This is a genomic window from Njordella aestuarii, assembly GCF_056494165.1.
Genome location: NZ_CM151397.1, coordinates 609,589 through 629,807 on the forward strand (window position 1 = coordinate 609,589; position 20,219 = coordinate 629,807).

The window sequence follows — 20,219 nt, forward strand, 5'->3', positions numbered from 1 at the left end:
GTTGAAGTTCGGTGCGGTTTCTTGAAGCGTCGGCGTATCCTGAAAAACGGGTGCCACTGCTGGCTTGCCCAGCAGTGCTCGTGGCGAAATGGCAAAGCTCTCCAGTGTGTCCCCGGCTTCTAGGCGAAGCCAGCTACGATGCGCTTGAACGATGCGCTTGAACGATGCGCTTGAACGATTCGCTTGCAATCCTCTTCAGTAGCTGCGTTCGCCAAGAACGCGGGTGAACTTGGGTGCGTTTCCCAATACGTCCCCGGCTTCTAGGCGAAGCCAGCTACGATGCGCTTGGACGACGCGCTTGAACGATTCGCTTGCAATCCTCTTCCCGTAGCTGCGTTCGCCAAGAACGCGGGTGAAGTTCGGTGCGGGTTCTTGAAGCGTCGGCGTATCCTGAAAACGGGTGCCACTGCTGGCTTGTCCAGCAGTGCTCGTGGCGAAAAGGCAAAGCTCTCCAGTGTGTCCCCGGCTTCTAGGCGAAGCCAGCTACGATGCGATTCGTCGAACGCAAATCTACAACTGTCGTAAAAACTCCAGCGATTGCTTCGCGGCTACGATGGGATCGTTGGCAAATCGGCCATCGACGACATAGGGCCCGCGAAATTGGCTGTCCTCAAGGGTGGCGATCAGTTCTGGGAAATCGACTAGGCCCTGCCCTAGCGGGACCGGCATCCCCTTACCAGACCTTGCACGGTCAGGAACTGTGTCGTTGGCGTAGACGACGCGCACGTGATTGGAGGCAGATTTTAAGCCGTCAAGTTCATAGCCTGCGGCAACAAGATTGGCAGGGTTGAGCGCAATATGAATCGCTTGCTCGGGCAGTGTTTCGAGAAAGCTAACCAAGGTGGCCAGCGGTTCTGAACCGGTCTCGCAGGCAAGAAAACAGCCATAATGGTTCGAATAATTCGCGAGATCCGACAAGACTTCGCGCATCAGCAGTCGAGCGGCTTCATCTTCCGGTGGTTCCGTGATCTGGCCGATCGAGTTCACCAGCACGTTGCAGCCGAGCTCCACGGCCATCCGCATCGCTTGCTTGGTGCCATGCACGCGGCGATCAAGATCTTCTGTGCAATCGTAGCCGCGGCGCGTTGCAAAGCGAACCGACGTAATCCTTAAATTCAGATCATCTAACATTTTCCGCAGCTGACGTACGGCACTCGCCGACATATCAGAAGGCTTTAAATCGTTGCGGGCGTCAATTTCGATGCCGTCGACGCGCATGGAAGCCGCTGTCTGCAAAGCTTGCTTAAACGGTTGCCCTAACGCAGCCAAGGCAATAGTTACATTAACTCCAGCCACTAAAACGCTCCCAATCGATACAAATCGCCACCTTAATCTTCTGCCAAGCTTAATCAACCATGACCAGCTTTGAACTGAAACCTCAAGGCTACTGTGCAGTTACCTGTCGCTGGGTCATTCTAGCGGTCAGTTCGTTTGCGTCTATGCTGGCCGCATTACCATTGCGTGCGGACGATTCGAACATCGTCATAATTCACTCCAGCCAATTCGGAGCGGACGAAGACAAGGATAGCAATGGTTGGCCTGACGCATGGACTCGTCGGATTGATCGGGAGCATCCTCGCTACATTTCGATGAAGACCGAACCACGTTCGGAATACGATCCGGTCGAACTGCAGCAGACGCGGCGTTCGCTTGCTCAGCTGATGTTGGCGTGGGAGTACAAGCGGCGTCCAGGTGACATCGTCCCAGAACAGATCCCACCCGAACTAGATCGTTTGCTTGAAAAGACCGTAATGGATCGTTGTCTGTCGATCGACATGAATGGCGGAGCAGCGGTTATCGAAAGTCCAACATTTGCATTGGATAGGCGGTTTACCTATCGGATCAGCTCGCAACTTAAGTGTGAGAAGCTGGACGACTATACGGTAACGCTAGTTTTTGTTGGACTTGATTCGAGCGGCACCGAAGTCGAGTTGGCTAGTTCCGAGCCTCATAGCGGCACTACGGAATGGATTAACGTAGCGATCAATCATGTGGCATTGCCAGATGAATCGTTAGCTGCAGGCAAGCTGAGAATGAACGTGCGACCTGAAAATTTTGGAGCTCTGTTTGGGCGAGTCTCGCTGGATAACGTTGAAATCCGACGGCTTCCCAAGTTGTCGGTCAGTATCCTGCCCGCTGACCGCATCATTGTAGCTGGCGATTCTCTGGATCTAAAGTGCGAGATTACAGGTCTCGATCATGCTCATGCGCAACTTGAAGTAAGACTGGCTGACGTGGATGATGTGCCGATTCATCGAGAGAATTGTGACGTGCAGACTGAGTCGAAGCAAGTTGACGACACGAAGCCTTCAAGCAATGTTGCGAAAGACCAGTTTTTCGGAACTTGCCAGACGAAGTTTACGGTAGCGAAACCCGGCATGTACTCCCTCTCGGTGACTTTGTTGGAGTCCGGAAACGGCAATTTTCGACAATCGATACCCATCGCAGTCCTGCCCAAGGCAGATGCGAGCGGGCTCGTGCGTAATCCTAGGTTTGGTTTAAGTCTGGACGATGCAGGGCGCAAGCTAGCTTGGACCGATGCGGTTCGCATGGCCAAGCAATTGCCGATTGGTTACATCAAGATACCGGTGTGGTTTGATTCTCAGAACGTCGCCGAATCAAACGCAATGTCGTGGGCACTCGAAACGCTTGGCTCGCAGCAAGTAAGGTCCATTGCGGTCTTAGATCGTCCACCGGTCTCCCAGATGGACAAGTTTCCCGGTGCAAGCGGTGGCAATATTACAAGTGCACTTGAATATGCGAACGTTTGGCAGCCGCTGTTGCAGCCTGTATGGCAGCGTGTCTGTCTCCACGTTCAAGAGTTTCAGTTGGGTTGGGACGACGAAACGGTCTTTTCGCAAAATAGCAAGCTGAATTCGATGCTCCAGAACGTGAAGACTCAAATGGCATTGTTTGGGCCAGAGTGTACAGTCACGCTCCCTAATGACATTCTTTCGGCTTCAGCACATCGCGATTCTACGGTTGTAGAGCGTTGGCAGCTTCACTCCAAACCAGGTCTGACATCCCGCGAAATCGCCGCTTATGACGAATCGCTTGGTAACCTCGCGCCGAAACGCTGGGTGTCGCTAGAGACGTTGGATTCTGACAGGTTTTCACTGAAAACGCAGGTTAGAGACCTAGCCGAAAAGATGATCGCGCTGACTCAATCAAGATTCCCGATTGGATTCTTCACGAGAGAAAGTGGCAAAGAATTATTCGATGAAAGTGGCCGGCCAGGACCTCTGATGTTGCCTGTGCGCAATCTTTTGCAATGGCTGCGAGATGCCGACCGTTTTCAAACGTTAGATCTGGTGGAAGACCGCGCATGCTTCATGTTCAATTCCAATGGCGTTTCAAATTTAATCTTGTTCCCTTCGACCAATGCCAAGAGCGAAAAGCAGCGCTGCTGGCTGGGGCATAACGTCACCGCCGTCGACGTTTGGGGGCGAACAATAGAACTAGAGCATGACCCAACGGAAACAGATAACCCGACCCTATTGCCCCAATCCAATTGGCCAATATTGTTGAAGGATGTCAATAAGAGTCTCATCCTGTGGTTGGGTGCGGTAGATTTAGCGATGAGCGACCTGGTTACGTCGGCGCGTTCCACGGCATCGATTCCCGTTTCCATTACAAACCCAGATGAAACGCCCGTCTCTGGCGAAATCAAGGTCATCGCACCGAAACTGCTTCGCGATCAATCTTTTGTTATGCCGTTCGCCGTCTTGCCATTTGAGACCAAGCAGATCGAGAAAGAAGTCGAGCTGCGGTCAGATGTGGCTGAAGGAGACGTGCCGGTCCGCATCGAAATCTCCGTCGAATCGCCACGCGCATTCGCCTTTTCACTGGAACGTTCCATGCACGTTGGCTTGCCTGGAATAAAGATTCAGTCGCGGACCCAGCAGACCGAGACCGGTGCTCTACAGATCGACTTGAGTATTATCAACAGCACTGGTTCGCCAACGGCGTTCGACATGATGTTGTTCTTACCAGACGCTCCACGTCAGCGAATTCAGTTGCTCGACATTCGCGAAAGTGCAACGCGAACAATCTACCTTCCTGATGCCGCAAGGTACAAGGGATACGATTTGAGGCTAGGAGCAGAACAAATTGGGACGGGGCGCACCATCAATCACTTGATTCATGTTGATTTTTAGCCTGCTCAACTGTCTTCCGAAGGGACTGAGACAACGGCGTCAGCAGACAATAGCATCAACGTCATGGCGATGCGATTAGGAGCAAGTTTGTATTGGCGAGAAATCGCATCACGATACATGCGCAACTGTTTGCCGTGTCTCTGAACTCTCGAGTCGATCCAATCATCGACCGCCACTTCGTCGCTTCGAACGTCCAGGAAATCGGTCTTGTAATCGATGATCTGTGCGGCGACAGCTTTACCTTCGTCCAGAACTATTACTAGTCGGTCGATCGTCCCGCGAAGCAACATTCCATCTACATACTCCAATATTCGACGTTCATTCTGGATCTCAAGCGAGATGTCACGTTTTGCCGCCTTCCTTAAGTCATCGATCTTGTACGGCTCTTGCGACAAGATTCGTTGCACCGAAGGATTGTGTAGATAGTTTTCGAACTTGACAATCCATTCGTCCATGTCAAAGAGCGGCATCTGTTCGGGCGTCAAAACATCGAGCGCCTGTTGTCTCGCCTGGTCACGATCAAACCTGTAATCGGTCAGCCAAATAATATCTTCAAACCAGCGGTGGATTACCGTTCCAACCACGGAACCGACGGTCGCCGAGCGTGCAAAAGCATGACTTAAGTCCACAGTCGTCGCCGCTTCTGCAGAGGATGGACGCAGCTGAGGCAAGTAACGCAATTCTGTTGGTGCCGATACGGATTCAAAACCATCGGCGAGATCGATCAAGCTTTCCTCTATTGAAGCATGCTCTGCAAAATCAAACAGCTCTTGGCTTTTACGCTTCGTTGATTTTGCTTTTGGTTCGCGATTTGATGCAGCGCCATCGATCGCCCAGCTTGAATCTCCGAGCTCGTAAACAACAGTTTGTTCTTTTTGGCGTATTGAGTTTTCATCATCTGACGAATCAAAGATCGAGTGCAGGACCGAGTCCCACGTTTGGACAGGATTCTTGGTAGGCTGCGCATAGATGTAGAGTGCTTGTCGGGCCCGAGTAATCGCTACATAAAAGTTGCAGACAGACTCTTGAAGCCTTTGGATCGCGTCTTTATCAAACGCCGCTTGCCAGTCTTTACTTAAAAATCTTTGTAGATGGCTACCAACATTGCGAGTCACACCGCTAGGTACTGCGGTAGCGTCTTCCGATTTAACGATGAAGGTCGATTGGCCTTGCGAGAATTTCCTAGCTAAGTTCGGGAGGAAAACAGCGTCAAACTCTAACCCTTTGGCCTGATGGATTGTCATGACTCGCACGGCGGCAGGGCGAGGAAGCGATACCTTTTCGCTCGCAACGTAATCGATAAACTCTTTCAGTCGATTGGCTTCGAAACCTTCAAAGCGGTAGCCAAGCTGGATTAGCTGTTCAAGCCGCAGTTGGTCTCGGTCGCTGCAAAATGGAGCGAGCATGTCGGCTAGGCTCGCAATGGTTTCTGCATAACCGCAGCGGTCGATCGATTGGCGAACGGCTTGAGAAAGCTCAATTGCTGATGTCGCTGCATTTTCTTGGTACAAATGTTTGGCCAGGGGCGACGACCGGACATGGAAATCAGAAATGCCATCGCCTGGATGATCCGCCAGCGAGATGACGCTCAAGATGAGGTCGACGGCAGCAGAATCGGTGAGTGGGTTCCCGCCTTCCTGACTGGCGTCAATCTGTTTTTCACGAAGTAAGTTGATAACGTGAGTGACTTCTCCGTTGGTACGAAGCAGCACTGCGATGGACTTCTCGGGAGCAGATTTGTGTATTTCTGAGATGTCGTCGACGCATTTCTCGAACAGGGTGTCATCGAGCTCATCTTCGTCTGTTTCTTCTGCAGGAGCGTTTGACTTTTTCAATGTTCCGTTGAAAATTCGAACGTAGCCAGCGAGTGCCGTCTTCTCCGTTTCGTGCCGAGAAAATTGATTCATCCAGAACGCGATCGCGGCCGCTCCACTGCCATAGTTTTCATGCCGATCCAAGGCCGTGAAAACGGCATTTACAAAATCGATAACAACCGGCGAGCTGCGATAGCTTTTGCTCAATATTTCTGCGCCAATTCCTTCCAACTGTCGGGCGATAACATCGAACAGTTCTGCGACACCGCCACGCCAACCGTAGATAGCTTGCTTGGTATCGCCGACGCAGAATATCGAAGTCTTGTCCGCTTTCGGTGCTCCAGCTACAAACACGTTCGCTGCGAACGGCTGTAGGATTGACCACTGGGTTGGTGAAGTGTCTTGGAATTCGTCCAGCAACAAATGCTTTATTCTCGCATCCATTCTGTTGTCAATGCTCGTAAGATCAGTTTCGGCAAGTGACGATGATGAAGATACCGCTGTCGCGTCAACCGTCTTTGAATCGGTTTCCAGTTTGCGTCGCATCCAGGCTGCCAGCCTTTGCGATACATCGTCGAACGTCAGCGTGCGATTGGTCAATTTGACTCGCTCGAGCTGTAGGTTATAGTTCGCCAACAAGTCGTACGCCGCAGCGTTCTGGCTCTGCAGAACCTTAAACTCTCGCGCGATAATGGCGTCGCAAAGTACACTCACCGCATCGCAAATATTGGGCTCGACTTCCTTGCGAGAATAGATCGAAGATCCTTCAAGAGCATTCTTGATCAGTGAATGCTTCAAGAATTCGGCGCCATTGGCTTCTAGAAAAAACTGGACTGCTTTGTCGCGGGATGCGGGAAAGCTCTTATGGTTGCACTGGCTGGCTTGTAGTTGCTCTAGCGCAACCGTGACGTCCGCTTCTGAACGAGACCTCGATTCAAATTCAGTCTTCCAAGCCTTTTCCGCCGTCGCACGGTAGATGGTAAAGCCTGCGTCGACTGTCGTTGCGATTTCGCGCCAAACACCTCGCACCGCTTCACCCTTGCATAGCTGCGAAATCAAGGAGTGAAGTTGGCTATGGTCCATCGCCGCGAACATGCGATTGATCGCGGTCACGCGAAGTCCCGATTCTTCAAACGGATCGGCGAGTTTCCAGCCTGGAGGTAAGGCGAGTTCCAACGAAAAATTGCGTGCGAGTTCACTATAGAAGCCATCCAGCGTGCTGATACGCAAGCGGTGAAGGTCAGAACATAGCCGCGAGAGATGATACTTACAGCCTTGAAGCGATACTTTACGCGGACTGACCATCTCTTGGAGTTGTTTAAGTTTCGCCTTGTCCAAAATTGCATCGGCGACGACGGTTAGCACGCGTTCCAAGATTTCGCCCGCGGCTTTTCGCGTGAACGTCGTAGCGAGGATAGAATCGGTCGGTTCACCTGCGAAGAGCAACTGGATAACACGCCTTGCAAGCTGGTATGTCTTTCCGCTGCCGGCCGAGGCACGGATCAGTTTCGAGCTGTACCAACTATCGAGAATTGGCCCCGAGGTATCATCGAGCAACAAACCAATGCGCTTGGGTGGGGATGGCTTTTGTTTTCGTCGCGGCAGAAGCACGGCAGAAGACGTTTCAATCTTGGGCGTGCTGGCAGTTAAATTTGATATCGCAGCTTGCCCGCTACGCTTCATCAATCGCGCAGATTCTTCTGCCAGTTTGGGATCCCATCGACGGGCTACATCGTGCTGCGTGATCGACTTAAATTCGTCGAACGCAAAGACATCGTGATAATTCGGCGGCCAAAAGATGTCGCTGCGAATGGACTGAACAACTTCTCTGATTTTTGCATCGGCAGCTTCGAGCAACTCCGTAGTGAACTCCGCCGTTTCGAATGCAACTTGCGTGACAGACTTCGGTAAGTTGATATAACCAACGCTAGGAGTTGTGTGGATGCCTAAGCCCTTCACCAGATGCAAATAAAGCGGCAACTGCAACTGCTTCCAGATGCCTGATGCGAAATGGGCCTTGAGTGGTTTTTTGGACGTATCTGACGTCTTGTAGTCCCAGATCGCATAACATTTTTGTTCGGCATGGTAATCGATGCGGTCGATACGACCTTGAAAGTAGACTTTGACATTGTCCACGTCCATGCTCACATTATGCTCCGGTTTCACATCGATTTCTGTGGCCCAAATTGTCCAGCCTTCGCGAACGCGTTGCGCTTGCAGGTCTGCAAAAGCGGCAATGCGCATCCGAGCTTGCTCGATCTGTAAACGGACGGCGGGCGAAGGTTGTTTGCCGAACAGTTTTAACGCATCATGATTTAGCCGGGCAAACAACCATTTGCGAAGTTCACTAGCGTCCTTGCTTTTCTCAACCTCCGAGCCTTTGATCTCAGCTACACAATTGTGGATCAATTCACCGAAGACGTTCGCCTCGAGTTCACGCGACGCATCGTTGTACTTACGCAGTCGGCAGACTTTTTTGAGATAGAAGCGGTACGGACAATATAGGTAGTCCGCAAGATCTGTCGCCGAAAATGCAGTCAGCGACTTTCCTGAACCGGTTGTTGGCAACGGAATGGGTACTTCTGATTGTAATGGCGCAGGGACCCATCGTTTGCGAAGTGATTGTGGACGATCATTCGCACCTGGCTTTAAAATTTGTGTGATTCGTTTGGCAAGATCATCTGGTTGGACTGCGAGGAGGAGGCGGCTGGGGGTTTGTGGAGTACCGTCTGAGCTGTAATGGTTGGTTAGGATTCGCAATTGATCCCGAGCATGCAGGATAACTTGCATCGCGTAGCAGTCTCGTGCATACCGACGTGCGTTGTCTAGCAAGCCAAGTCTGGTGCGGATTTGGTTTGGCAAAAAGGCATCCCCGTTCACCGATTCTGGAACAACGCCATCATGGATTCCAGTTAGCAAAAGCGCCGGGGCATCATCTAGCGAGAGTTCGAGCCAGCCAAGAATCTCGACGGAGGCTGGATCAGGCAAAAAAGCAATTCGCTCACCTTCAAGCTCGCGTTCTAGCCAGCCAATGACTTCTTGCAGCGTTGACTGAATTGTGAACCGTTCAGGAAGGTCTCGGAATTGAGCGAGCGATTGCGAAACAAGCCGACAAGCTTCGAACAGTTTGGCACCATTGCTTTCGTCAAGGTCGACTTCTACTTCAGAGAAAGCGGCTTGCAAGACATTTAATAGCGGATTGGCCCAATCTTGCAGCGAACGACGTTCTGCGAAAAGAGGGCGTAGCCATTCATCGACAGCCGCCAGGACTTGTCGGAAAACATCGCTCCCTAGTCCTTCTGGAAACTCTGCGATACGTACGGATGAAAGGATCGTCTGCGTATAATAGCGATCGATTGGCGTTAGGAAATCGACCGGGATTGCAGAGTTGCGCCCGAGCACCCTTGCAGCTGCGGGCGTTCTGATAAGTGCGGCGAAGGCATCGTAGCTGCCAGCTGCAAGAAATTCGCTTATCGATTTTAACAGCCGCAGTGGCGGAGTTTGTGCCAACGGGACACCCGCTGCAAGCCGCGTATGAATTCCGCTCCGCTGCAGTCTTTCCGTGATTGTCGGCAAGAGTTCGCTCTCAGGCACACCGATCGTAATTTGCTGAGCTGAATAGATCGCCGACCATTGACCGACAGAACTGGCGACGTCTTCACCAACCTCGTCCGCTGAAGCGCGGGAGACCAATGTGTCATTATCGATTTCGACACAGATGTCCTGCCAAAAGTCGCTTCGCAGTGCTCCATATTGATCGAAGCCGTCTTGCCAAGACTCAGGTGCTCCAATCAAAACGGTGACGGCGCGGCCGATAATGTCGATGAAGTATCGCTGAGCACGGTTCAAGTCGACTGTGCCTAGCATGACCACTTCTTGGTTGGGTGGAAGTGCGACTTCGTTGTACTCGATCGCAAATCGCCTTGCTGTCTGAATGTCCCACAGTTGTTGTGCAGATATTCGGTCAAGATAACCATTCTGCAGTCGGGCAAGAACCTCCCAACGCTGAGCGTCAGCGTCGTCTCGTAGCAGATCAACGACATCCGAGAACATCGTAAGATCAGAACTCAGTTCGCGGTGCAGTCCTGCAAGCATGCTTGCTAGCTCGATCCACGGCCGGTTCTGTTCGGTGTTAGGTGGCTGGAAAAGCAGTGGCGCAAGCTCATCTGCCGTCAAGCTTTTCAAAGTGTCGATCCATGCCAAGAGCTGCTGGAGCTCGCTTGCAAAAGGGAACTTTGCTTTATAAAGTCGTTCGGGAAGATCGCCGAACGTCAATATTTGCGGCGGACGTAACAAAAGGTTTCTCTCTGCCGCAGTCTGTGCCATCAACTGTTGCAATCGACGCGCCGCAAGCGAACTTGGCAGCACCACATAAACATGGTCCATATCCCAACACTCACCTTTGGTGTAATGCGGGACCAAGTAGTCGATTGCAGAATGTAAGAGTGGGCGATCCCAGCCGAGCATTACTCGCTGAACATGCTTGCCTGCATTCTTATGTTCACGACGCAGCGACCGGGTAGATCGTTTGCGGAGATTACCACTCGAACGGTTCTTCGGAGCATTGGTTGACAAATTTCATTCCTTGCATGTCAGCATTCAAGGCCGCCTCGGCCGCGATGGATCAAATTGAACGGCGTTATTGTCGAGGATTTTAATCAAAAGGAAAGGCACTCAAGGAGCCCTGCCCGTCGCCATAGTCACGGTGAGCGCTTGCTTATTGGGCAGATGCGACAGGCTACCACGGTGAAAGAGTACGATGTTCAGTCGCCGTTTAGCCGCATGCCAAATGCACATTTAAATTTGGAAAAAAAGGCGGCAAGGTTGCAAGCTGATCGTATGCTACGCGCGAGTAAGGGGCGGATCTTTCCCTTGCATCGGTCTGAGGTAGTGTTCGAGTCGCCGCGATTCGATATTTCCGATATGCAAGCGATTTTTTAAATGCGGGAACAGAGTGCATGGATGGCAGAGTGGGACATCCGGATTGTCGATGTGATTGCAGAAAGGTCACAACGATCTAGTACCAGAATATCTTCAAAGGCTCGATCTTTCGCGCCTTGGCGGCTATATTTGCCGCAGAGTTAGAGCAGCATCGATCATTCGATTGCCTGCAAACGCCAGTCAAAACATCACGTTTTGCAAAGTTGTCGATCTCCACATAACAGCACTCTGTTGAACGCGCTTAGCAGGATCGAAGCCGCCGCGGATCTGTAACGTCGACGATCTAGCACCAATCACTTGGCGATTCTGCAGCGATGCCGTGATGATGTCAAGTTTGCCTACTCGTGTTCATCAGTTTGAAAACAATCCTGGTACGTTTATGAAAATACTTTGCGTCGGTGCTGGCTACTTTTCACAGTTTCATCTCGATGCGTGGCAACGACTGAGTCAAGTTTATGGCATTGCCTTGTGTGATACGAATGAATCAAAAGCGCAGGGGCTGGCGAAGCGTTACAAGGTGGACGCAATCTATACTGACGTAGTTGAAGCGGTCCAGTCTTTTCGTCCCGATGCAATCGATATCATTACGCCGCCATCGACGCACCTGAGCATTCTTGAACAACTAGTGCCGCTTGGTTTGCCAATTATCTGCCAGAAACCGCTAGCGCCGTCCTTTGATATAGCGCTGGAAATCGAAGACCTGATTAAGAGTTCGAACTGTCGGTTCATGGTTCATGAGAACTTTCGCTTTCAACCTTGGCATCGCGAAATTAAGAAATTGATCAACCATGGCGCGATCGGCGATCATCTGTACCAGATCTATTTTCGCTCACGACAAGGTGATGGTTGGGGCAAGGAAGCTTATCTTGAGAACCAGCCATACTATCGAGACTTGCCGCGGATGTTGGTTTTCGAAACTGGCGTCCATTTTGTAGATACGTTTCGATATCTGCTGGGTGAAGTCACTAATGTTACAGCGAATCTGCGAAGGCTGAATCCTGTGATTCGCGGTGAAGACGCGGCGGTTGTCTTTTTTGAATTTGCCAATCAAGCGTGCGCGGTGTGGGACGCAAATCGCTACAACGAGACTACGGCTGAAGATCCACGATATACTTTTGGTGAAATGACCGTTGAAGGCAATGGCGGAACGATTCGCCTGTTCGCCGATGGAAGTATTACCATCCAAACACTCGGTAACACCGAAACTCCACACCCGTACTATCATGAACGGCGTGGTTTTGCCGGCGATTGTGTGTATGCAACACAAAAGCACTTCTTGGAATGTATTTCCAACGATGAGCCCTTCGAGACTAACATTGATGAGTATATGAAGACCCTGCGCGTGCAGGAAGCGATTTACATGTCGCACGAATCGCATCAACCGGTGAGTTTGGATCAAAGCATGAATCCATTGGCCAGTTTGATACCGGAAGTTCCCGTGCAACCGCTCGCGCCGCTAGGTGTTAATCGCCGGATTATCGACTTGAGTCTGACTGTGGATTCGCGATTGAGTGGAGTCGAGCTGACTGCGGATCATACGATTGATGTGGATGGCTGGAATACGTTAAAGCTCCGCATGCATACGCACTCCGGAACGCACATGGATGCCCCGCGACATTTTAATTTGGATGGCGCGTCGATCGATGACCAAGATCTATCTGTTTGTTGTGGTCCGGCCAAGGTCGTCAATCTGGCTCCGTGTGAACCATCGCAAACAATTACGCTGCAGCAGTTCTTTGCTGCCAATGTTTTTGTTGAAGCCGGCGACCGAATCCTGATTCGCACCGACTGGTGCAAACGATTTGGTGATGAAAGTTATCGCGAAAAACAACCTTGCGTCTCAATCGAACTGGCGGAATTCTTTGCTTCGATCGGAATCGCGCTCGTTGCCATCGATACTCCATCGGTTGCAAACATCAACAATTTTGATGAGTGGACGGCCGTGCATCGGATCTTGTTTGCAAGCGGGATTTTAATCGTGGAAGGACTGTGTAATATGGACCAAATTACGTCCAACAAAGTTGAGTTCATTGCGCTGCCACTGAAAATATCCAATGGCGATGGAAGCCCGGTTCGAGCGATTGCCATTGAACAATATTAACTGAGATTGCAAGCGCAATAGGTTCGTTCTCTCCACTTTTACCAGGTAAGCCTTTACGATTATGTCCAAGCCGACTTGTGTTATCTGCGTTACGTTTGTGATTAAGCCGCAGCATTTTCAAGAGTTCCTCACGGCAATTAAGCTGCAGGCCAAGAATTCGATCGAAAAAGAAGCTTGGTGCCATCAATTTGACATAGCGACTTCAGCAGATCGTCCCAACACAGTGTTGCTGTATGAAACCTACGACGATCGTGCTGCCATCGATAAACATCGTGAGACTGAGCACTTTGCAACGTTCAGCAATGCTATAACGGATTGGGTAGAATCGAAGGATGTTCACGTTTGGGACATCGAAACGCTGTAGTGACCGGTGGGTCTTAGCGATGCGATTGAGGTCGGTTTAATTCCTGGGTTTGTAGAAAACAAGAGGCGAAGCATGAATCGCAATCAAGCCGTTCTTGATGTTTATCAGGCTGATCTACCATTCGCGTTAGGATCGATTTCGATTCAATGCAATGCGAACGCGGTGACAAGCATTCGTTTTTCAGAAGACCGTTTGCCTGTACTGACTGAATCATTTGCTTTGACTGCCTCGAGCTCTGTTCTGCAAGCGGCGATGGAGCAGTTAGAACTGTATTTTGCAGGTGAGCTGCAGGCATTTGATTTGCCGCTCGAGTTTAATGGGACTCCTTTCCAGAACGATGTTTGGAAAGCGTTGCAAGAGATTCCGTTTGGCAAAGTACGAAGTTATAGCGATATCGCGACGGCCATTGGTCGCCCGAAGGCCGTTCGAGCTGTTGGGGCGGCGATTGGTGCGAATCCAATCGCTGTTGTAATTCCTTGCCACCGCGTAATCGGTTCGAATGGAACCTTGACTGGATTCGCTGGTGGACTTGACCGCAAGTTGTGGTTATTAGAGCTCGAAAACGCGTTGCAGGTGAAAAATCCGAGGCAACGCGAACTCGAGTTTGTAAGTCCTGCGTAGGACGCTCCCGTCGTCGATGGGGTGAACCTTCAAAAGCGAACGAGTTCGCCGCAGTCGTCAGCGACGGTGTTCAGCTTTGTCTACTTGGGAACGAAGTTCTGCACTTTCAGCCAGGTAGCCGCCATGCCAGGCCAAGTCGTAACTGGATCTTCGCTCGGGCGCAGTCCGTAGCCATGGCCGCCTTGTGAAAAGATATGCAGATCGGCGGGTACCTTGGCATCGCGCAGAGCCATGAAGAGAGCAATGCTGCTCTGGCAGGAAACGGGATCGTCCTGTGCGTGGACCAGGAACATGGGCGGGACTTTGTCGTCGATTGCGAATTCGGGGCGGATTTTGCCGTCGTCGCCAGCCATGTAGGCGGAATAGACGAGAACTGCCCAATCCGCTCGGCAGCTATTCTGGTCCACTTCGTCGATCGCTTCGTATTGTCGCTGGCCGTTTCGAATTGCAGCCACAGCCGCAGAGACGCCGCCCGCAGAGAAGCCAAGCACGCCGACTTTGTCCTTATCGATCTTCCACTCATCTGCACGCGAGCGAACATAGCTGAGTGCACGTTGGGTATCGTTGACGGGACCTTCGTAGCGACCGGCGTCGCCGTGCGTCCGAGTCGGAACGCGGTACTTCAAGATTATGGCTGTCACTCCGATGGAATTGAGCCACTCGGCGACTTCGGTGCCTTCCAAATCCCAAGCCAAAATGTTGAAGCCTCCTCCAGGGCAGATCACGCAACTAGCTCCGTTCGCTTTGTCGGCGGCGGGGCGATAGATGTGGATCTCAGGAGTCTTGACGTTAGCGATCTTCATGACCGTCTTTCCGGCGATCAAGTTGTCGGACGGTTTTTGGCTATCGTACTCATCGCCATTTGTTACTGCGGGCAGGCCGGCCGGTTCGCCCGGCCACAGCTTCACAACTTCTTGCCCGTTGGCGCTAAGTGTGGATAGGAATGCGAAGGCGACGAATGCCAAAGCGGTGCAGGTGCGATGGTGCAAGGAAGGTTGCCTCATGTTCAAACTTTCGAGAGAGGATTGATTTGGCGTTCAAGGAGGCGACGTTTTTGAGTTGCCAGCCCATTATCGTTGCCTTCAGCCGCTATTGTAATAGGAGTGAACTCGCCTGTGCGTGTGTACTGGCGTTCGCTCGAACCTTTAGATTAGCAAATTCGAGAAGGTTTCCGTTCCAAATTTAGGACTGAATGCGGCACTGGAATTGCAAAGGGGGAGTCACCTACAGGCCAATCAAAGGAGAACCTCATGGTAATTGCCAAATGGAATCAGGAAACGATAGCAGAGAGCAACGAGACAATTGTGCTGGAAGGGAACTACTACTTTCCGCCTGACGATGTACGCAAAGAGTTCTTGCGGCCATCGACACATACAAGCCGTTGCAGTTGGAAGGGCACTGCGAACTACTATGACATCGAAGTTGCGGGGGAGACAAACGCTCAAGCGGCGTGGTATTATCCTGAGCCGCTAGAGCCTGCGCAGAACATCCGAGGCTACATCGCTTTTTGGAAAGGCGTTGAAGTTAGCGAGCTTGGCTGAATCCCAGCCCCGACTGAGTTACTCCAAGAATAACGAATCAGACTGTCGATTGTTGACATCATTGCCATTTTGGAAGGTTACAAATTGTCCATTAGTAAATACGATCCGCTTTATCGATGCCGACCTGAATTCAAGCCTGAAGGAGTAACGTGGCGCGTGTGGGCTCCCAGGGCAACTAATGTGCGTCTGTTTTTGCAATCGAAAGAACACGACGATTCCCCCAAGTGGATCCAGATGGAGCCTGAGCAAGAAGGGTATTTCACGTGCACAGAGGAAAATGTCGATCGCACGACGTTGTATGGTTATAGTTTGGACCAAGGGCCCGTGCGGCCTGATCCTTGCTCTGTCTGGCAGCCGGATGGAGTGCATAAGCTCTCGAAGTTATACGACACGACTGCCTATGAGTGGACCGACCAGAGCTGGACGTCATTGCCGCGAAGTGCTCTTTCGTTTTACGAGTTACACATCGGAACTCTGACTTCGGACGGAACTTTTGATAGTGCAATCGAGCGTCTGGACGCGATTGCTGATTTGGGTGTGTCAGCGATCGAAGTCATGCCAGTTTCTCAGTTCCCGGGCGAGCGAAACTGGGGTTATGACGGCGTTCATCTAATGGCCACGCAAAATACCTATGGTGGACCGGAAGCATTCCAGCGGTTTGTTGATGCGGCACATAAGAAGGGCTTAGCTGTTTTTCTTGATCTGGTGTTAAATCATTTTGGGCCTGAAGGAAATTACGTTTCGGAATTTGGTCATTACTATTCGCACCGCTATGCAACTCCATGGGGACCTGCATTCAACTTTGACGATCGCCATAGCGACCCGGTACGTCAGTTTACGCTTGAGAGTATATGGCACTGGATTGCCGACTTTCATCTGGACGGGTTGCGGTTAGATGCTGTGCATGCGATGTTCGACATCAGCCCAACACATATTTTGGCAGAAATAAAAGAAGTGGCCGACGCGGCAGCAGCTACGAACGGTCGCTCGGCGCAGATCGTAGTGGAAAGCTTGATGAATGACGTGCGAATGGTGCGCGAGCCGAGTGTCGGTGGTTATGGATTAGACGCCGAGTGGAACGAAGACTTTCATCATGCGTGGCTTGCTTACTTGATTGGCGAGCGTCACGGGAAATATGTAGATTTCGGCGATGTGAAGTTCTTGCCTGAAGTGCTTGAGAAGACATTCTATTTGAGTGGAAAGTACAGTCGATTTCGCGGACGCAAATGGGGTGGGAACGCAATTGGCTTAAGCGGTGATCATTTTGTAATCGGCGTCCAGAATCATGATCACGCAGGCAATCGAGCGTTAGGCGAGCGGACAGGAGAATTGATGACGCCGTCCATGCAGCGACTTTCGGCAGCGCTGATGCTATTGTCTCCGTATTTGCCTTTGATATTTATGGGGGAAGAGTACGGCGAAGATCGTCCCTTTCTCTTTTTCTGTTCATTTGAAGACCCGCAATTAATAGAGAACGTCCGCACTGGCCGACGTCGCGATTACGATTTGGCGGGTGACATCCCTGACCCGCAGGACGTTGCGTCATTTGAGCGTTCGCGTTTGAGTTGGGATTGGCCAGTGGGAACTTATCGAGCGGGTTTGCGACGGCTCTACAAAGATTTGCTGCGATTGCGTGGCGAATTGCCAGCTCTACAAAACTTCGTAGACAGAGCCGCCTATCTTTGGCCCAACAACGAATTGCCAACGATCCTCGTGCTCGAGCGAGGGGCTGATTTAGGCGTACCGCAAGGAGCGGTGCGGGCGCTCTTTAATCTGTCGGAAAGTACGATCGTTTATGAAGCAGACGATGTAGGCGGCAAGCCAGTAATATTGCGTTCCGAGAGTTCGTTGTATCGGACTGGCGAGGGGGGGGACGAAAGCAAAGAACTAGCTGCGACTTCGATCGAGATCCGGCCGCATGAATGTATAGTACTGGACCTCAGCGGAAGTTGAGTCGACATTCGTGCAAAACTGTCATTATAAAGTTAGGGAGTCTGAGACAGGAGCGATTGAAAACTCGTGGCTGAACTCTGAGGTTTTGTCCTCTATATGACTCATAGCTGCCGGAGCTTTGACTTTACCAGTGTTTCGGCCTCACCCGCTGAGCTTTTCGGTTGCTGAAGAGCCAGCCGAGGACGTGTCTGGCTTCCGGTCTGGCGAAGCTGCGTTTGGCAATTTCTGGGGTTGGTGAGCTTGGAAGGGTTTCGTTGAGGCTTCAAAAGGTGTGAAACTTTGAGGCTTTTGGTGTTGTAGTACCCAAATTCGGCGGGCTTAAGTGACGATTTTGGCCTAACCAGATCGGCTTGGCGTGATTAAATTAGCAGATTGCCATGCGGGAGAGCTAAGAATTTGCTGTTCTGGAGCTCGTGACAAAGGTTCAATCCACCGAACTTTTGTACTATCGGAGGCCTCCAATTCAGCTCCCGTTTCGTCACTTTTTCAATTGTAGACTGCCACTATGACCAATCCGAGCAGTGCGACTGGACCTCGCACCATGTTTCAAAAAATCTGGGATTCCCACGTCGTCCATGCCGATCCAGCCGGTCAAACTATTCTGTACATCGATCTGCATCTCGTCCACGAAGTCACAAGCCCGCAAGCTTTCGAAGGGCTGCGTCTAGCCGGTCGTAGGGTCAGACGCGCTGAACGTACCATCGCAACACCAGACCATAACGTGCCGACGGAGAATCGAGGGCTGCCGATTGCTGATCCGATTTCACGCCAGCAAGTCGATACGCTTCGACAGAACTGCAAAGAGTTTGGCGTGCGGCTTTACGATCTAAACGATCGCGCTCAAGGGATCGTGCATATTATCGGCCCGGAGCTTGGCTATACGCAACCTGGGATGACGATCGTCTGTGGCGATTCGCATACCGCGACTCACGGTGCGTTTGGATCGTTGGCATTCGGAATTGGGACCAGCGAAGTTGAGCACGTCATGGCGACTCAGACGTTGCTGCAATCTCTGCCCAAGACTTACGAATTGCGAATCGATGGAAAGTTGTCGCACGGTGTCACGGCGAAAGACTTGATCCTGTATCTAATTGGAAAGCTCACGACGTCTGGCGGCACAGGATACGTGCTTGAGTATACCGGTGAAGTTATCCGAAATCTTTCCATGGAAGAACGGATGACCGTCTGTAACATGTCGATCGAGGCTGGGGCTCGGGCGGGCATGATCGCTCCTGACCAGACGACATTTGACTATTTGAAGGGCCGCGAGTTCGCTCCGAAAGATTATGATGCGGCGGTAGAACGTTGGAAACAATTGCCGACAGACTCGGGTGCGACTTATGATAAGGTTGATATCTACCGCGGCGAAGACATTGAGCCGCAAATAACTTGGGGAACAAACCCCGGTCAAGTCGCTTCGGTCAACGCTCAAATTCCTCGTCCCGATGACTTTGAAGATGAAACCGAGCGCAAGTCCACGGCCAGCGCGCTGGAGTACATGAACCTGAAAGCGGGCGGCAAGCTGACTGACGTGACGATCAATCGCGTGTTCATCGGCTCCTGTACAAACGCTCGTATCGAAGACTTGCGCGCCGTTGCAAAAGTCGTGCGCGGCCACCGCGTCAACAGTTCCGTCAACGCGATGATCGTCCCAGGCAGTGGCTTGGTCAAAAAGCAGGCGGAACAAGAAGGGCTCGATCGCATTTTCCGCGAAGCAGGCTTTGACTGGCGCGAAGCGGGTTGCAGCATGTGTCTCGCGATGAACCCAGATCGCTTAAGTCCTGGCGAGCGATGTGCATCGACTTCGAATCGTAACTTCGAAGGACGGCAAGGCAAAGGCGGACGCACACATCTGGTATCGCCAGCGATGGCGGCGGCGGCTGCTATCCAAGGCCGATTTGTCGACATCCGCGACTGGTCCTATCACTCGTAATTGAAAGGCTACAACATGGAACCATTTATTCAGCATAAGGGCGTGGTAGCGGTGATGGACCGAGCCAACGTCGATACCGACCAGATTATCCCCAAGCAATTTCTCAAGCGGATCGAACGCAGCGGTTTTGGCCAGTTTCTGTTCTACGATTGGCGGTTTGCCGAAGATGGCGAAACGCCCAATCCGACGTTCGAACTGAACTTGCCCCGCAACAAGAACGCGTCGATTTTGGTCGCCAAACGCAACTTTGGCAGCGGTTCGTCCCGTGAGCATGCGGTCTGGGCGATCGCTGATTATGGGCTGCGAGCGGTGATCGCTCCGTCGTTTGCTGACATTTTTTACAACAACTGTTTTAAGAATGGCACGCTGCCAATTGTGCTTTCCGAAACGCAAGTTGCAGAAATTTTTTCGCGGCATGCAGCTCATGAACAGTACGAACTGACGATCGACTTAGAGAGTCAAACCGTCAAAGACGAGCACGGTTTTGAAGCCAAATTCGAGCTTGATGGCTTCCGTAAACACTGTCTGCTGAACGGGTTAGATGATATTGCGATGACGCTCAAGCATCTCGATAAAATCGAGGCGTTCGAGGCTGCTCGCGGGTAATACTTCAGCGTGTGGGGTTTGGGGGCGGTCATATTTCCGTCCGGTTTCCATCGAATCGTCCCTCTTGATAGACCGATATCAACAGAGATGCCTTTGGTGAGAACTGACAGGGAATTGAAAGCAAAGTAAAATCCCCTCGTGAAAACAGAAGATGGCGTTCGAAGTGCAAGGCTGCAACCGAGCGGCGC

The 20,219-nt window shown here is 51.6% G+C and carries 11 protein-coding genes; 8 read left to right on the forward strand and 3 right to left on the reverse strand.

All coding sequences use genetic code 11. The features are described from left to right. Positions 1-510: 510 nt before the first annotated feature. Complete coding sequence (locus SH451x_RS02400; RefSeq protein ID WP_479360746.1) at positions 511-1,296, reverse strand: sugar phosphate isomerase/epimerase family protein; 786 nt, start codon at positions 1,294-1,296, stop codon at positions 511-513. Between the two features lie 59 nt (positions 1,297-1,355). Between SH451x_RS02400 and SH451x_RS02405 the strand changes: the two genes are divergently transcribed. Beyond that, positions 1,356-4,157 carry a hypothetical protein gene (locus SH451x_RS02405; protein WP_479360748.1) on the forward strand — a complete coding sequence of 934 codons (2,802 nt, stop codon included), beginning with the start codon at positions 1,356-1,358 and terminating at the stop codon, positions 4,155-4,157. A 5-nt stretch (positions 4,158-4,162) separates the two neighbouring features. Here the strand turns inward: SH451x_RS02405 and SH451x_RS02410 are convergent, their stop codons facing one another. Continuing rightward, positions 4,163-10,546 carry a PD-(D/E)XK nuclease family protein gene (locus tag SH451x_RS02410; protein ID WP_479360750.1) on the reverse strand — a complete coding sequence of 2,128 codons (6,384 nt, stop codon included), beginning with the start codon at positions 10,544-10,546 and terminating at the stop codon, positions 4,163-4,165. 688 nt (positions 10,547-11,234) lie between these two features. Here SH451x_RS02410 and SH451x_RS02415 point away from each other — a divergent pair. The 3 genes from SH451x_RS02415 to SH451x_RS02425 all read left to right on the forward strand — a co-directional run bounded on the left by SH451x_RS02415 (position 11,235) and on the right by SH451x_RS02425 (position 13,998). After that, positions 11,235-13,013 (forward strand): cyclase family protein, encoded by a 1,779-nt coding sequence (locus tag SH451x_RS02415; protein WP_479360751.1) that lies wholly within the window; start codon positions 11,235-11,237, stop codon positions 13,011-13,013. Between the two features lie 61 nt (positions 13,014-13,074). After that, positions 13,075-13,377 (forward strand): putative quinol monooxygenase, encoded by a 303-nt coding sequence (locus SH451x_RS02420; protein WP_479360752.1) that lies wholly within the window; start codon positions 13,075-13,077, stop codon positions 13,375-13,377. Between the two features lie 72 nt (positions 13,378-13,449). After that, a complete protein-coding gene (locus tag SH451x_RS02425; RefSeq protein ID WP_479360753.1) occupies positions 13,450-13,998 on the forward strand; it encodes a methylated-DNA--[protein]-cysteine S-methyltransferase in 549 nt (182 codons plus the stop codon). An 80-nt stretch (positions 13,999-14,078) separates the two neighbouring features. Here the strand turns inward: SH451x_RS02425 and SH451x_RS02430 are convergent, their stop codons facing one another. Next, the gene (locus SH451x_RS02430; protein ID WP_479360754.1) at positions 14,079-15,002 is read right to left on the reverse strand and encodes an alpha/beta hydrolase; all 924 of its coding nucleotides are present in this window, start codon (positions 15,000-15,002) and stop codon (positions 14,079-14,081) included. Between the two features lie 246 nt (positions 15,003-15,248). Here SH451x_RS02430 and SH451x_RS02435 point away from each other — a divergent pair, with 246 nt between their 5' ends. From SH451x_RS02435 to leuD, 4 genes are all read left to right on the forward strand, one after another. After that, positions 15,249-15,539, forward strand: a complete 291-nt coding sequence (locus SH451x_RS02435; RefSeq protein ID WP_479360755.1) for a DUF427 domain-containing protein — start codon at positions 15,249-15,251, stop codon at positions 15,537-15,539. Between the two features lie 84 nt (positions 15,540-15,623). Continuing rightward, positions 15,624-17,492: a malto-oligosyltrehalose trehalohydrolase gene (treZ, locus tag SH451x_RS02440; protein ID WP_479360756.1), complete on the forward strand. Its 1,869-nt coding sequence runs from the start codon at positions 15,624-15,626 to the stop codon at positions 17,490-17,492. Between the two features lie 505 nt (positions 17,493-17,997). Continuing rightward, positions 17,998-19,425, forward strand: coding sequence for a 3-isopropylmalate dehydratase large subunit (gene leuC, locus SH451x_RS02445; RefSeq protein WP_479360758.1), 1,428 nt, complete (start codon positions 17,998-18,000; stop codon positions 19,423-19,425). Between the two features lie 15 nt (positions 19,426-19,440). Beyond that, entirely contained in the window at positions 19,441-20,031 is a 591-nt protein-coding gene (gene leuD, locus SH451x_RS02450; RefSeq protein WP_479360759.1) for a 3-isopropylmalate dehydratase small subunit, read from the forward strand. The last annotated feature ends 188 nt before the right edge of the window (positions 20,032-20,219 follow it).